The sequence below is a fragment of the Pollutibacter soli genome (assembly GCA_029269725.1).
Taxonomy (GTDB): domain Bacteria; phylum Bacteroidota; class Bacteroidia; order Chitinophagales; family Chitinophagaceae; genus Pollutibacter; species Pollutibacter soli.
The window spans coordinates 652613-665751 of record JARJHS010000001.1 but is presented as its reverse complement, the minus strand read 5'-3'; the positions used below and the strand labels follow the sequence as shown (position 1 = coordinate 665751).

At 41.1% G+C, this 13139-nt stretch carries 12 protein-coding genes; 6 read left to right on the top strand and 6 right to left on the bottom strand.

What is annotated here, in order from left to right; translation table 11 throughout:
- Positions 1 to 169 precede the first annotated feature (169 nt).
- Together recF and P2W82_RS02860 are read left to right on the top strand one after the other, a co-directional pair.
- The gene (recF, locus tag P2W82_RS02865) at positions 170 to 1255 is read left to right on the top strand and encodes a DNA replication/repair protein RecF (RefSeq protein ID WP_336514326.1); all 1086 of its coding nucleotides are present in this window, start codon (positions 170 to 172) and stop codon (positions 1253 to 1255) included.
- 33 nt (positions 1256 to 1288) lie between these two features.
- On the top strand, positions 1289 to 1573 hold the full coding sequence (locus P2W82_RS02860) for a DciA family protein (protein WP_336514325.1): 285 nt from the start codon (positions 1289 to 1291) through the stop codon (positions 1571 to 1573).
- A gap of 73 nt (positions 1574 to 1646) precedes the next feature.
- Here the strand turns inward: P2W82_RS02860 and P2W82_RS02855 are convergent, their stop codons facing one another.
- The 4 genes from P2W82_RS02855 to P2W82_RS02840 all read right to left on the bottom strand — a co-directional run bounded on the left by P2W82_RS02855 (position 1647) and on the right by P2W82_RS02840 (position 4955).
- Positions 1647 to 2081, bottom strand: a complete 435-nt coding sequence (locus tag P2W82_RS02855; RefSeq protein WP_336514324.1) for a CBS domain-containing protein — start codon at positions 2079 to 2081, stop codon at positions 1647 to 1649.
- A gap of 76 nt (positions 2082 to 2157) precedes the next feature.
- The gene (locus P2W82_RS02850; protein ID WP_336514323.1) at positions 2158 to 3204 is read right to left on the bottom strand and encodes an ABC transporter permease; all 1047 of its coding nucleotides are present in this window, start codon (positions 3202 to 3204) and stop codon (positions 2158 to 2160) included.
- Positions 3205 to 3227: 23 nt separating this feature from the next.
- On the bottom strand, positions 3228 to 4355 hold the full coding sequence (locus P2W82_RS02845; RefSeq protein WP_336514322.1) for a BT_3928 family protein: 1128 nt from the start codon (positions 4353 to 4355) through the stop codon (positions 3228 to 3230).
- Between the two features lie 45 nt (positions 4356 to 4400).
- The gene (locus tag P2W82_RS02840; RefSeq protein ID WP_336514321.1) at positions 4401 to 4955 is read right to left on the bottom strand and encodes a DUF1599 domain-containing protein; all 555 of its coding nucleotides are present in this window, start codon (positions 4953 to 4955) and stop codon (positions 4401 to 4403) included.
- A gap of 91 nt (positions 4956 to 5046) precedes the next feature.
- Between P2W82_RS02840 and folP the strand changes: the two genes are divergently transcribed.
- Entirely contained in the window at positions 5047 to 5874 is an 828-nt protein-coding gene (gene folP / locus P2W82_RS02835; protein WP_336514320.1) for a dihydropteroate synthase, read from the top strand.
- Positions 5875 to 6162: 288 nt separating this feature from the next.
- Here folP and P2W82_RS02830 read toward each other — a convergent pair whose 3' ends face one another.
- Together P2W82_RS02830 and P2W82_RS02825 are read right to left on the bottom strand one after the other, a co-directional pair.
- Positions 6163 to 7095 carry an FKBP-type peptidyl-prolyl cis-trans isomerase gene (locus P2W82_RS02830; RefSeq protein ID WP_336514319.1) on the bottom strand — a complete coding sequence of 311 codons (933 nt, stop codon included), beginning with the start codon at positions 7093 to 7095 and terminating at the stop codon, positions 6163 to 6165.
- A gap of 7 nt (positions 7096 to 7102) precedes the next feature.
- Complete coding sequence (locus P2W82_RS02825; RefSeq protein WP_336514318.1) at positions 7103 to 8110, bottom strand: DHH family phosphoesterase; 1008 nt, start codon at positions 8108 to 8110, stop codon at positions 7103 to 7105.
- A gap of 122 nt (positions 8111 to 8232) precedes the next feature.
- On the opposite strand from P2W82_RS02825, the gene P2W82_RS02820 reads away from it, so the two are divergent.
- From P2W82_RS02820 to P2W82_RS02810, 3 genes are all read left to right on the top strand, one after another.
- Entirely contained in the window at positions 8233 to 8649 is a 417-nt protein-coding gene (locus P2W82_RS02820; protein ID WP_336514317.1) for a nucleoside-diphosphate kinase, read from the top strand.
- Between the two features lie 517 nt (positions 8650 to 9166).
- Positions 9167 to 11101, top strand: coding sequence for a DUF3857 domain-containing protein (locus P2W82_RS02815; RefSeq protein WP_336514316.1), 1935 nt, complete (start codon positions 9167 to 9169; stop codon positions 11099 to 11101).
- A 49-nt stretch (positions 11102 to 11150) separates the two neighbouring features.
- Positions 11151 to 13136, top strand: coding sequence for a DUF3857 domain-containing protein (locus P2W82_RS02810; protein ID WP_336514315.1), 1986 nt, complete (start codon positions 11151 to 11153; stop codon positions 13134 to 13136).
- The last annotated feature ends 3 nt before the right edge of the window (positions 13137 to 13139 follow it).

Here is a 13139-nt window from a genome sequence, read left to right as displayed (position 1 = left end):
TTCAGACATTGTTTTTCCCGGTAACCGGTTAGATAACCATGTATTTCCCGTGTTATTAGAAAAACCATTGATCTGATCCTGAATCGTTTGAAATTTCAGATCGAAAACTGTTGAAGTATACCGCTTAAAATGAGCTTTCAGAAAGCTTAAGTTTGCCAATAATTTACTCTTGCTCCACTTAGAACATATCAGCCTTACTCAATTCCGTAATTATGACAAGGTCTCTTTCGGGTTTCCGGGAAGAATTACGGCATTCTGCGGACCCAATGGTGTCGGGAAAACAAATATCCTCGATGCCATCTATTACCTGTGTTTTACACGGAGTTATTCAGGAAGAACAGATAGTTCATCCGTAAGGATCGACAGTGCCGGTTTCAGGATTGATGGCCGGTGGAACCGTGATGGGCAACATCATTCAACCGTGTGTATTTTGCGGGAAAGCGGAAAAAAAGAGTTTCAAGTTGATAACGAATCCATCACGCGTTTTTCCGGGCATATCGGTCATTACCCTGCTGTAATGATCACTCCCGATGATATCGAACTCATTTCCGGTAGCAGCGAGGAGCGGCGACGATTCATTGATACCCTGCTTTCTCAGCTTTACCGGGAATATCTCGAGCACCTGATCCGTTACGGCAAATTGCTGACTGAAAGAAACAGCCTTTTGAAGCGAATGTCTGAAGGAGTAATGAACGATTCCGGATTACTGGATGTTCTTGATGAGCAATTGATAAATCATGGCAATGCTATTTTTCTATTCAGAAAAAATTTTAGTGCTGAGTTCATCTCGGGAACCAGTCAATACTATCAAAATATTTCCGGTGGAAATGAGAAGATCAGTATTTCTTATCGTTCGGTTTTAACGGAACATTCTTTTGAGCAGGTCCTGAAAACAAATCGTTCAAAAGATCTTGCATTGCAAAGAACTTCCAGTGGTGTGCATCGGGACGACCTGGAAATATTCCTGGGTGAATTTCCGTTTAAAATGGTGGCTTCGCAGGGACAAAGAAAAAGCTTGCTCTTTGCTTTAAAGCTGGCTGAGTTCGAAACGCTAAAGGCTATGAAAGGCTTTTCACCGTTGCTTCTGCTGGATGATATCTTTGAAAAACTCGATGAACAAAGAATGATGAATCTTTTGCATTGGGTTTGTGAGAAAAATGAAGGTCAGGTTTTTCTAACAGATACACACCAGGAAAGAATCAGATCAATAATGAATAAATTCAAAATTGAGTACCAGTTGATAATACTGGAATAGTTTTATTTTTCGGACCTTCATTCAAATTTATTCATGCCTTCAGAACTTTCACTAAAAGATGCCATCAACCTTTACCTCAGGAAAAGCCGCCTGGACAGTAAAGTGCGTTCATATAAAATTGAGGATGTTTGGGGGGAAATCATGGGGAAAACCATTGCCAGGTATACTGATAAGATTCAGATTGTACAGGGCACTTTGTTTATCTCAACTACAGTCGCTCCACTGAAAAACGAACTGACTTATCAGAAAAGCCAGATCATAAAAAGAGTGAATGAAGCTCTGGGTGAAAATGTGATCCATGAAGTGGTAATCAGGTAATCAGATGATATCAACACATCCGAATAAAAAAACCTTCCGGAAATGGGGAAGGTTTTTCTTATTTCCTTACATGCTATACTGAAGCGTGAATATAATGTTGTAATTGCTCAATCTGGTCTTTCTGTGCGAGCATGGTTTCTTTAACAACGTCAATAATGGAAATGATACCGACATATTCTGTTCCCGAAAAAACAGGAATGTAACGGATATTATGATTGGTCATAATCTCCATACAATCCTCCAAAGAACTGTCCGGGCCAACGCGGGGAAGATATTCCGACATAATCTCGCCTACCCTTAGCTCGCTGGAACTTTTACCATGAAGTATCACTTTACGGGCATAGTCACGTTCGGTGAACAGCCCCAGGTAGCTATCCTTTTCCATCACCACGACTGAACCGATATTTTTTTCAGCCATTGTACGGAGTGCTTCCAGCACGAGGGTATCAGGGGTTACTGAAATGTTGCTCAGTCCTTTCCTTTTAAAGATGTCAGAAACTTTTTTCATTTTGGCAATTTTGTTGAAGAATCAGGTTTTAGCTGTTAATTCAATTTACAAAATTTATCCTTTACGGAAAAGCAATTTATCCAGATTTTACCCTCGGGTCAACCACCCGGTAGAGCAGATCTGCCAGGAAATTGATGATAACAAAAATCGCTGCTGTAAGGAGGATGCTGCCCATCACCACGGGATAATCCAGTTTCTCCAAAGCGTCTACGGTTGTTTTACCAAGCCCTTTCCAACCGAATATATACTCTACGAAAAATGCGCCTGCAAGAAGTTCGGCGAACCAGCCCGTTGCCGCCGTGATCACAGGGTTGAGTGCATTTGGTAAAGCATGCCTGAAAATGATCGTTCTCTCTTTTAAACCTTTTGCTTTTGCAGTCCGGATAAAATCCTGGTTCAACGTGTCCAGCATAGCGCTTCTTGTCAGCTGGGTGATGATTGCCAATGGCCTGATACCGAGGGTTATCGCAGGTAGAACAAGGTTTCTTAACTGCAAAACCCTTCCATCAAAAGGATCTTCATCGTAAAGACTGCCGGTCATATGAAGACCTGTGTATTTCGATAGAAGAAAACCAAAAAGATAAGCGAGAATTATTCCGACAAAAAATGACGGAGCCGATATTCCTGCAATGCTGCTGAGTATAGCAGTACGATCAATCCATGTACCCTTTCTTACCGCAGCAAAAACACCCAGAGGTATACCTGCCAGCATTGCGATGATCATGGCTGCAGTAGCGAGAATAAGGGTTCCGGGTAATACATCGATTAAAATATTTCCTACCTGTTTTTTTGATTGATAAGACCGCCGGAGATAGGGAATTTTTATGCCGATTTTTTTTTCTCCACCGATAAAAAATCCCTGGAGAGGTTTTTCCTTTATTTCAGCTGCAGAATGAATACCAATTGGTGATATGTCATTCACATAATACAGGAATTGCAGATGCCGGGGTTGATCCAGATACAGTTCCTTGCGGATATTTTTTAATGTCGCAGAATCCCCTGTCTGCCCAAGTATCATCCTCGCCGGATCACCGATACCCTGGAATAAAACAAACACAAACACCACAACCCCCAGCATCACCAGGATAGCATAGAATAGTTTTTTTAGTAGAAACGGAATCAATTCATTACGGTTATGCCCAACAGTTATTTATTACCAAGTGATTTTGCAGCATCCTTAAAATCAGCCCATGACCACTTATGCATTACTGTTCCTTGATCGAGCAAATAAAGAGCCGGATCTGTTCTTGCCGCAGTTTTTATTGCTACCAGATCGCCCTTCAGCACCTTTAGATCCTGCAGCTTCCAGTAGCTAAGTCCGTTCTGTGTTGCAGTTGCATCAGCAGTTACAACAATTACAGGAATCTGTGCTGATTTTATCGCCGTTGCAATTTGCTGTAGATTTTCTCCAAACTTCCATGCTTTAGGTTCTGCCGGTGGAGTCTTTATAAACAAAACAGCCATCTTTCCTGGTTGTGTCAGTATCGCCTGCGTAGTATCATTACCGCTTTCGGTGATCATTACAAAATCTTTTATCGGCGGCTGCGCATTTCCTTTTCGTACAACTTTGTCATAACGCTTAACGAACTTATATGCCGAATCATTAAAATCTTCCGGGAAATGATCAGCGTCGAATTCAACCTGTTTCGAATCTTTCTCATAGACAAACTGAATCACCGTACTGTCCGGAATTGAGCCTGGAGGTATCTTCATATTTTCAGCAAGGTTGCTTCCTTTGCGGAATGGCAAACAATCAAGAATCGGCAAATGACGAAGAACATATAACTGGATGAGGAATGAAAAAAGCGTCGTTGCTGTAAGAATTACAAAGGAAGCTTTTGAGGTCAATGAAGGCTTTACTTTATCACGGTAATAAAATAGTACAAAGATTAGCGCGGTTAGTATCAGATCTTTTATAAATGATTCCTTCGCTGTCAGTTTTATGCAATCGCCGAAACAACCACACTCCCGGATTTTACCAGACAGTAAGGCGTAACCGGTAAGGAATGTAAAGAATAAAATCAACAATAATAATAACCATGCAAACAACCTGAACCTCCATCCCACCAGTACGGCTACACCGGCAATTATTTCAAATGCGATCATCAAAACAGATAGTGCAAGAGTAAAATCATTAAAAGAATCCCATCCCCACACTTCAAAAAATTCCTGCATTTTATAACTCAATCCCAGGGGATCATTGGCTTTGATCAGCCCGCTGAAAATAAACAGTACGCCAGTGATCAGTCTCGACAGAAATAAAACGATTCTCATTTCAGGACAGGTTTGGTTTTCAAATGATGATTGATATTGAATTTGTCAGTTTGTATGTTTTCCTTCTCCGATCAGGATCAACGCGAACAATGCATAATTAATGATGTCAGTAAAGTTCGAATCGACACCTTCACTGATCAAAGTACGTCCATCGTTTGCAAGAATCTGTCGGATACGTTGAAGTTTCATCAGGATGAGGTCTGTAAAACTTTCCTGGCTCATATCCCGCCAGGCTTCGCCATAATCATGATTTTTTGCAAGCATAACATTTCGTACCTCCCCCGCATAAGTACGATATAATCTTTCTGCTTCGGCTGCGGGCACTTCTTCGATCTGATCAGTGCCTATTGCCAGTTGAATCAACCCAATGATTCCGTAGTTCACTATAGCTATGAATTCGGAATGAATATCGTCACCCACTTTTCTTTCTTTCACTTCCTGCAAAGTCCGTATCCGCCTGGCTTTTATAAAAATCTGATCGGTAATTGAGATCGGTCGGAGTACCCGCCATGACGTTCCGTAGTCTTTTGTCTTCTTTAAAAAAATATCCATGCAGGAATTCAGCGCCTTGTTGTATTGCGATTCAGTATTACTCATCATCTGGATTGTTGAAAACCACGGGCCGGAAAACAAATCGTGGCAGTAGCCGCCTGGTCTTATCTTTATCGTCAAAAATAACGAACTCGGGATAATGTACTCGCTCAATTTAAAGGGAAGATTATGGAAGGTCAACCGGCCTTTGGTGATGGGGATTATTAATATCACGCCTGACTCTTTTTATAGTCACAGTCGCTTTGACAATCCTGATCTTGTTTTGAAAAAAGCTGAACAAATGCTGGCCGAGGGTGCAGATATCCTTGACATTGGCGCGCAAAGCACCAGACCCGCCAGTGACCTGATATCGGCTAAAGAAGAACTCAGACGTTTAATTCCATCAATAGAACTCATATCTGAAAAAATCCCGCGTGTTGTTATTTCTGTCGATAGTTTTTATGCTGAGGTAGCCTCCCGGTCAATTGAAGCCGGGGCATTAATAGTGAACGACGTAAGTGGTGGTACAATTGACAGAGATATGCTGGAAACAGTTTCCGGTTTACATGTTCCCTACATATGCATGCATATGCCAGGAACTCCGCAAACTATGAACACTTTGAATTTTTATGGCGATGTTACCAATGATGTTACTGGTTTTCTTGCACAACGAATCAGTGCTTGCCGAAAAGCTGGAATTGTGGATGTTATTGCTGATCCGGGCTTTGGCTTCGGAAAAAATCCTGATCAGAATTTTGAATTGTTAAGCAAACTTGACCGGTTGCAGGTGTTGCGAGTACCCGTGCTCGTAGGCTTATCGCGTAAGTCAACCATTTACAAAACGCTGGGAATAACTGCAGAAGAATCATTGAATGGAACCACGGTGCTGAACACAATTGCCTTGTTGAAAAAAGCAGCCATCCTCAGAGTACACGATGTAAAAGAGGCTGTGGAAGCTGTAAAACTGGTATCACATCTGATTAACTAGGGATTGCTGATTAAGTGAGAACTTGAGGCATTCTTCGTTCATCGTTGTGCGTTGTTGGTTGAACCGCTGCTTTTGCAGAAACTCAGCATCAGGGATGAGAATTTTAACAGAAAGCTGAGTAAACTGGTGCAAGGAATTTCACGCCTTGAGTTTCAAATCCGTGGAGATGCTGATAACAGATCACCTTTGTAATTCAACATTGAATGGGGTCCGCACATCAGACAGCAGGCCGCAAATAGAAAGACCTGCATCAGCAGAGGCAGGTCTTTTTATATTATGTTACGACTTTTATTCTTTTTCCTGTGGCTGCGGTTGCGGCATCTGGAACTGCGGCTGACGCTGAGGCGCATCCTTTACGTCCACTACCTCGATGTCAAAAATCAAATTTTCATTTGGCTTGATTGAAGGAGGACTTCCCTGCGGACCATAGGCAAGAAGAGAAGGAACAAAAATTCTTCCTTTTCCACCCTGGTTGAATACGGTTATACCATCGAGAATTCCGGCAACAGCACCCTGCTGTTTCGCCACAAAATAGAACGGTTCCATTCCATGTTTATTAATCTGTTTAGTGCTGTCGATATTCGAATCAAAATACTGACCGTCGTAGTTATAACAGTTGTATTTAATACCCACCATTTTACCGGAATCAGCTGCTATACCAGTGCCTTTATTCTGGATCTCAACAAACACTGTATTATTTACTTTCTGTGCATTGATTTTATTAGCAGCGAGGTATTTTTCAATCTTCGCAAGGTCACGATCCTTGAAGTTTTCCATTTCTTTCTGGTAATCTGCAATAGCAGCTTCTCTGCCGGTAATACCATCGAGAATTTTGAAAGTCATTTTCAGCTTGTCACCTTTTTTCATAAAGCCGGGCATAGGCCCTTGTGCACGTGTAGCCAGGGAATCATACAATTGAAAACAAACGCCGCTGTCCCCTACCCTCATCATTGGAAGCAATTCAGAAAAATCATGGTAACGACCTACTGAATCAACCTCATCATATCCTGGAACAAAATTGTAGCTGCTGGTAATAACTGAATCGCCATGGGTGATCTTGTAATTGAATTTTACATAGTCACCTTTCTTCAGTTCCTTTCCCTTCCCATCAGAAATGATTTTATACTCAAGACCAGTCTTGGTTTTCTCATACCCGATGTTCTTGCACGATCCGATACATATGGCCGACAAAACCGCCAGCAACAGCATTGTTTTTTTCATTGTTTGTTTATTGTAATTGTAAAGCGTTTTCTTGTATAGCTTCTTTGAACTGACGTATGTTTTCATCAAGTGAATCGAGGCTGCGACCTCCTGCAGCATTGTAATGGCCGCCGCCGCTGAAATATTTCCGGGCGAAACTGTTACAATCGAAACCGCTTTTGCTTCTGAAAGACCATCTTCTTTCTTCATCGCGGTCGATGAGCAGAGCAGCCATTTTGATTCCCTGGATGGACAATGGATAGTTTACCAGGCCTTCAGTATCACCTGTGCGTATGTGGAATTTCAAGAGATCCGTCTTGGGAATTGCTATCAGTGCTGTATTAAATTCATAAAACACCTGCATCCTGTTCAGCAAAACATGACCAATAAAACGAAGCCTGTTCTCCAGGAAATTGTCATACACCTCTTCATGCACCATAGCATGGTTCAGACCGCGTTTTTTCAGTTCAGCTACCATCAGGTGCACGCTCGGAGTAGTCACGGAGAAACGGAAAGATCCGGTATCCGACATTACACCTGCATATAGACATTCAGCGATCGCTGTGTTGATCCTGTCTCCATGGCCGGAATCGACAATAAAGTCATAAATCATTTCCGCAGTGGAACTTTTTGGGATTATACTGATCCCGTAATCAAAACATTCCGTTTGTGGAGCTTCGTGGTGATCGAGTAAAATCTTTGCAGCCTTGATGGTTTTGATTTTGGCCTCCATCCATTTGGTGCGATGCAGATGATTGAAATCCAGGCAGAAAAGCCAGTCGGCATCCTCCAGGAGACGGTCAGCTCTCTCCTTCTGGGCCTCATAATCAAGTACTGAATCGCAGCCGGGCATCCATTTCAGGAAGTCGGCCCAATTGGTTGGCGATATCACTGTAACCTCATGCCCGAATTGAATCAGGAAATGATACAATCCGAGAGAAGAGCCCATTGCATCGGGATCGGGCTTCTGATGCATTGTAATGACGACCTTGCGCGGCAATGTCAGCAGGGGAAATATTTCGTAGATAGGCTTCATTTGCGAGGCGCAAAGGTAATGATCTGCCTCTAATTATTGCTCCCGCTCAGATTGAATTCCGGATATTTTAACCAGGCACATAAATTCCTTTACCTTTGCGCCCCATATATAAAGACATCAATATGCAAAAAAGAACCTTTACGATGATTAAGCCAGATGCCTTCTCAAAAGGTAATTCAGGTGCTATCCTCCAACAGATCGAGAAAGCCGGATTCAGGATTGTTGCCATTAAAAAAACCTGGTTGTCAGCAGAAAAAGCAGGAGAATTTTATGCGGTTCATAAAGAAAGACCCTTTTATGGTGAACTCGTTGAATTCATGAGCAGCGGACCGATCATAGCAGCTATTCTTGAAGGTGACAATGCTGTTGAATCTTTCAGGAAACTGATCGGGGCAACTGATCCCGCAAAAGCAGCTGAAGGAACCATCCGTAAATTATATGCTGAAAGTGTTGGCAAAAATGCGGTACATGGCAGCGACAGCGATGAAAACGCCAAAATTGAAGGGAACTTCTTTTTCAGCGGACTTGAACAATGGTAATATATTAGGATGTTATAGGGAAAGCGATCCGCCATGGCAGATCGCTTTTTTTTATGCAACTGAAAGCTGACTTCGCCGAAATTCAAATTTGCGCATTTACAGCTGGTTGCAAAATGCGGTGTTTAAGCGGTGCCAGCGGTTGTCGAAGTAAAGTTTCTTCAAAATCAACAATAAACCGGGATGCCGATATTAGATATGTCTGAAAAAATCTCAGGTGGTAATTTGAAGACATCTGAAAGCCGCAGAATCCCCTCTTGAACAGGATTTAAAAATATTGACAGACTTTGAATAGATTAAATCTCTGATACCTATTTGGCTGAAATGCACAAAATCATGTACGTTTTTGGATGCGGTACAATAATACTATCGAAAGATTGTTTTTAACTCTGAAGGTTTGTTCTTAAAGTAATCGTGATAATCATTTAAATATCAACAAATAATCATACGAAAAAATATTTTTCATTTTTGTTCATTGAATTAAACCACTGATTATTTTTATCCGTACAACGCTTACTGAATGAAACACCAACTACTGTGCCTGGTATTCCTGGCATCACTGTCTGTACACGCTCAATATTACTATCCCGACTTCGGTAGTCCATCTATTCCCGATTATGAATTTTCTGTATGTTCTTTTGATAAAGATGCAGAAGCGGTATATCTAAAAAAGGAAGCAAAGGTTCATCCCGACCAGGATTATGGTATGATCACTGTGCACAGGGTAAGAATGAAAATTCTGAAAGAGAGTGGAATAAAATATGCTGATATTAAAATTCTCTACGCCCATGAAAATGATTTTGAAGCCATTTCTGATATCAAAGCAGTCGTGATCAATGGCAGTGGCGGTAATCTGAAAAGATCTGAACTGTCATCAAAAGATATCTACCGAAAAAAAATTTCAGCGTACCACTCAAATGTGATTTTCACATTACCCGAGGTTCACAAAGGAAGCATTATTGAGTATACCTATACCAGTATGCGTAAATCGTATCGGTCTATTGACTACTGGTATTTCCAGGAAGAAATTCCTGTTATTGAAAGCAATTTTCATTTTGTGATTTTGCCCAATGCAGAATTTAATTATCGTGTACGGAAAAGCGATGGCTATACATGTGATGTGAAGAACGATACACAGGAAGGTTCTGTCAGTTTTTCCATGCGAAACCTGCCCGGTGTTCCCGATGAAGTGTACATGGATTCGAGAAAGGATTATTTGCAGAAAGTGGAATTGCAGCTTGCATCATATAACAGCCGTGGTTATAAGGACAAGTTTGTAAGTTCCTGGCAGGAAGCTGTTAAAGAACTTACAGAATCCGAAAGTTTTGGAAAAGCAATCAGGCATTTTTCATCAGGAGATAACGAGGTGAAAACGGCAATGACAATGGCTGATTCCTATGAACGCATGGCCTATCTGTATGGCGTTGTGAAAACAAGACTCAACTGGAACCAGTATGTAGGCATTTATAGCAGTGACCGTCTCAAAAAAGCCTGGGATTCGAAAAAAGGCTCAGCGCAGGAATTAAATATGATTCTCACGAGCATGATGAAATCTGCAGGGCTCAATGCCTCGCCTATGCTTGTCAGTGAGCGGGACCATGGAAAGGTGGATGTAAATATGCCTTATCTCAACCAGTTTAATAAAGTTATCTGCTATGTGGAAATCGGGAAGAGCAGCTATTTCCTGGATGTCACCGACAACTATAATAATCTCAAACTGGTACCGGAAAGTTTGTTGAATACAGAAGGATTTCTTGTAGACAAAAAAGGAGCGGCATTTATTACCATAGGAGATGACAATCACCTTGAGAAAAAGATTGTAAGTATATCAGGCAAACTTAGCAGTAATGGGATGCTGGAGGGGCAGCTGGCGGTATCCGAATACGATTATTCCCGTGCACACGCCAAAAGCTGGATCAATCATGATAAAAGCGGATATGTGAACACCATGTTCATTAAGCCTTATAAGGATAATGACATTGCCATCGACACTTTTTATGTCGAGAATATGGATAACGACAGTGTTGCGCTCAACCAAAAAATCAAATACAGGCTTTCTGTAAAACCCAACGGCGATTATCTGCTCCTCAATGTCAACCTGTTCTCAGGAATGGAAAAAAATCCATTCATCGCGAATCAACGTTATACGGACATCAATTTCGGCAGTAAGAGAGCATACTCGTTTTATATCAATTACGAGCTGGACAATAACCTGAGCGTTGATGCACTACCCAAAAATATGTCTCTTACTACAGAGGACAGATCGATCAGGTACCAGCGTATTCTTGAACTAAGTAAAGATGGCCGGAGAATTTCCGGTGTGGTGAAAATTGAAATATTAAAACCCAATTTCAATGCCGGTGAATATCCCGCATTGAAAGAATTTTATAAAAAGATGCATGCACTTATCGAAGAACCTGTGCTGGTGAAAATGACAACTACTGCGAAAAACTGACCTGAACAAAAGATTTACTTACAATAACAATCACCACAAACACCATGTTATGAGAAAGATTCTATTGCTTGCCTTTACATTTCTTTGTGTACAAAGCATTGCTTTCGCACAAAAAGACAAAGACAAAAACAAAGAACAAGGAGTAATGCCATTCGGGGAAGTAGCCAGGACTGATCTCGAATTGAAAAATTCTGCAATCGACAAAAATGCGGAAGCAGAAGTAATTTTTGAAACACAGGAACAGGAAGTAAACATATTCAGCGGAATCGGTGAAGTAAAGCTCCGTGTTCACAGAAGATTAAAGATCTACAATGAAAAAGGATTGGATGAAGCGAATGTAAAGATTTCCTATATCGCAAAAAACGGTTTACAGAATGTATCAAAACTGGAGGCGCAAACCTATAACCTTGACGCTTCAGGTAATGTGGTGATTACAAAGCTGGATAAAAAATCGATGTACACGAAAAAGCTCGACAATTATGAATCCGAAATAATTTTCGCAATGCCAGAAGTGAAAGTCGGTTCAGTTATTGAATTTAAATACGTACTTGAATCGAGAGAGATCTATGAAATGGATTATTACTTCCAGGAAGCTATTCCTGTAAGGTATAATCGCTTCCGTCTGGACTATCCACAGGAATTCCAGGTAGCGACAAATTTCATGACGAATCAACCTTACGCAGAAGATAAAATTGAAAAAGGCAACCGCGTCGTACATAATATGTCGATGACCAATTTGCCTGGGTTAAAAAATGAACCTTATATCAGTTGTTACAAAGATTACTGGCAAAAAGTTGTGATCGATTTTGTGCGTTATTATAATCCTGCGATTAATATTAACCGCAGTCTTAAAAGACAATGGCCGGTACTTGTTCGTGATCTTATGGAAGATGAAGATTTCGGAGTACAGGTTAAGAAAAATATCCCAAGAACTTCTGATCTCGATGCGCAGCTAAAAACTTTAGATAGCGATTTTGATAAAATGATCGCTATTCACAAGTACGTGAAAAAAAATATGGTCTGGGATAATATGTATAGCATCTGGGCGCTGGAAGGAGTAAAATCTGCATGGTCAGGCAAAAAAGGAAATAGTGGCGAGATTAACCTTATCCTGACCAATCTATTGAAAGAAGCAGGTTTGAAAGCCTACCCGATTTTATTAAGCACGCGTTCAAATGGTGCCATCAATACTGCAAGCCCGGGATACGGCCAATTTAATACGGTGATGGCTTATGTAATTATAGGCGATAAAATATACGTCCTGGATGGAACTGATCAGCATACGCCATCTACCTTGATACCAGAGAAAGTGATGGGTACCGAGGGTCTCGTCATCAGCAAAGTAGATCTTGATAAGAATCTTTCAGAACAGGATTGGGGTTGGGTAACATTATGGGATCCTAATCAGAAATATTCCGCACGTTCTCATGTGACGGCGAAGGTTACGGAGGCAGGTGCTATTGATGGTGAAGCTTTCGTTGATTATTTCGGTTATGCGAAAGTGAAGGAACTGAACAGCTGGAAAGACGGGCAGGAGAAATTTGTTGAAAACCATTACACCAATGCCTACCACGGTATCAGTGTAAAAGAATTTAATGCTTCAAACATGGATAAGGATTCACTTCCCATGAGCCAGAAACTGAAGTTCACGATGCCGCTGAACAACAGTGGCGATTACAGCTATTTTTCTGTAAACCTGTTTTGTGGTTTGGAGAAAAATCCGTTCATAGCCGATCAGCGCGTTTCAGATATTTTCTTTGGGCATAATCAAACATATACTTTATCAGGTACAATTTTCCTTCCCGAAAATTATACCCTGGAAGAGCTGCCAAAAAATACAAAAATGATCATGCCTGATACCAGCATTATTGTCAGCAGGGTTGCGCAGATGTCTGGTAACGCATTGCAATATCGTATTACACTTGAATACAAACGTCCTGCATACGGACCTGATGAATATGATTACGTATGGGACTTCCACAAGAAAATGTATGCGATGCTGAATGAACAGATTGTTCTTAAAAAGAAATCCTGATCA

Bases quoted from the DNA above. Each gene is read 5' to 3' on its own strand.
- P2W82_RS02860 (WP_336514325.1), top strand. From the start codon at position 1,289: ATGCCTTCAGAACTTTCACTAAAAGATGCCATCAACCTTTACCTCAGG.
- P2W82_RS02855 (WP_336514324.1), bottom strand. From the start codon at position 2,081: ATGAAAAAAGTTTCTGACATCTTTAAAAGGAAAGGACTGAGCAACATT.
- P2W82_RS02845 (WP_336514322.1), bottom strand. From the start codon at position 4,355: ATGAGAATCGTTTTATTTCTGTCGAGACTGATCACTGGCGTACTGTTT.
- P2W82_RS02840 (WP_336514321.1), bottom strand. From the start codon at position 4,955: ATGATGAGTAATACTGAATCGCAATACAACAAGGCGCTGAATTCCTGC.
- folP (WP_336514320.1), top strand. From the start codon at position 5,047: ATGTACTCGCTCAATTTAAAGGGAAGATTATGGAAGGTCAACCGGCCT.
- P2W82_RS02830 (WP_336514319.1), bottom strand. From the start codon at position 7,095: ATGAAAAAAACAATGCTGTTGCTGGCGGTTTTGTCGGCCATATGTATC.
- P2W82_RS02825 (WP_336514318.1), bottom strand. From the start codon at position 8,110: ATGAAGCCTATCTACGAAATATTTCCCCTGCTGACATTGCCGCGCAAG.
- P2W82_RS02820 (WP_336514317.1), top strand. From the start codon at position 8,233: ATGCAAAAAAGAACCTTTACGATGATTAAGCCAGATGCCTTCTCAAAA.
- P2W82_RS02815 (WP_336514316.1), top strand. From the start codon at position 9,167: ATGAAACACCAACTACTGTGCCTGGTATTCCTGGCATCACTGTCTGTA.
- P2W82_RS02810 (WP_336514315.1), top strand. From the start codon at position 11,151: ATGAGAAAGATTCTATTGCTTGCCTTTACATTTCTTTGTGTACAAAGC.